Genomic DNA, 1,194 nt, shown 5'->3' on the forward strand with positions numbered 1-1,194 from the left:
TGGCTATGACGCTTGGCATCATCAATATCATGCTTATGTCGGTGTTTGAACGAACCAGAGAATTCGGCGTGCTGATGGCAGTGGGCATGCAGCAACACAAAATTCGTATTTTGATCACGTTAGAAACCATGTTCCTTGGTTTGACGGGATGTGCTTTAGGGTTATTTGGCAGCGCTGCCATGATAAAGCTTCTCAGTGTGACGGGATTGTCGCTTGGAGGGCTGGCCGATGGTTTAGGTGCATACGGCGTCGATACTCTGCTTTATCCCCGTGTTTCGTTTTACGAATATCAAATGATCATTGTGGCGATTTTTATGGCCAGTCTGTTTGCGGCTCTGTATCCCGCACGACAAATTCTCAAGCATCGACCGGCTGATGCCATGGGGGAGAAGACCTGATGACAATTAAACTTGAGCGACTGACGAAAACTTATAATCCAGACAGCGATTTCCCTGTGCATGCGGTACAACACGTTGATTTGGAAATAAAACAAGGAGAGTTTGTCGCCATCATGGGACCTTCTGGCTCGGGCAAAACAACATTGCTCAATATGCTTGGCGGCATTGATGCTCCAACGTCAGGCAGTGTTGAAATCGATGGATATTTAATTACAGAGATGTCGGAGAAAGAGCTGATCGCCTATAGACGAGACAATATTGGTTTTATCTTCCAAGACTACAGTCTTCTTCCTGTTTTGACCGCGTTGGAAAACGTCGAGTTTGTGATGCAGTTACAAGGCAAAACGGAACGAGAATGCCGAGAGCGTGCCATGTCTCTCCTTGATCAAGTTGGTTTAGCTCAGCAGATGCACAAGCGTCCGAGCAAAATGTCGGGTGGTCAGCAACAGAGAGTCGCTGTCGCACGGGCACTTGCACCTAAGCCTCGCTTTGTCATGGCAGATGAACCGACCGCCAACTTAGACGCAAAGAGTACTTCGGAGTTACTCGACATCATGGAGCAACTGAGCGAACAAGAGGGCACGACATTTATTTTCTCGACTCACGACCCGAGGGTCATCAAACGAGCCCATCGTATTATTGTTTTTGAAGACGGACGCCTCGCGAGAGATTTCGCCAACATCGGTAGCACGGCAGAGAAGTTTCATGCGTAGCGGCTTACACATTCGTTTTTCTCCGCCATGGATGGTGGTGGTTAGTCAGGCATTAAGCCTTTCCTTGCTTGGCTTTTTCAGCT

Annotated in this window: 2 protein-coding genes; both read left to right on the forward strand. The window is 48.2% G+C overall.

Annotated features, from left to right (window positions below; genetic code table 11):
* On the forward strand, nt 1-398 hold a 398-nt coding region (locus tag R7O13_RS24305; protein ID WP_318304860.1), incomplete at its 5' end, for an ABC transporter permease.
* The gene (locus tag R7O13_RS24310) at nt 398-1,111 is read left to right on the forward strand and encodes an ABC transporter ATP-binding protein (RefSeq protein ID WP_318304861.1); all 714 of its coding nucleotides are present in this window, start codon (nt 398-400) and stop codon (nt 1,109-1,111) included. The genes R7O13_RS24305 and R7O13_RS24310, both read left to right, overlap by 1 nt.
* The last annotated feature ends 83 nt before the right edge of the window (nt 1,112-1,194 follow it).

This window comes from Vibrio sp. Y176, from assembly GCF_033438945.1.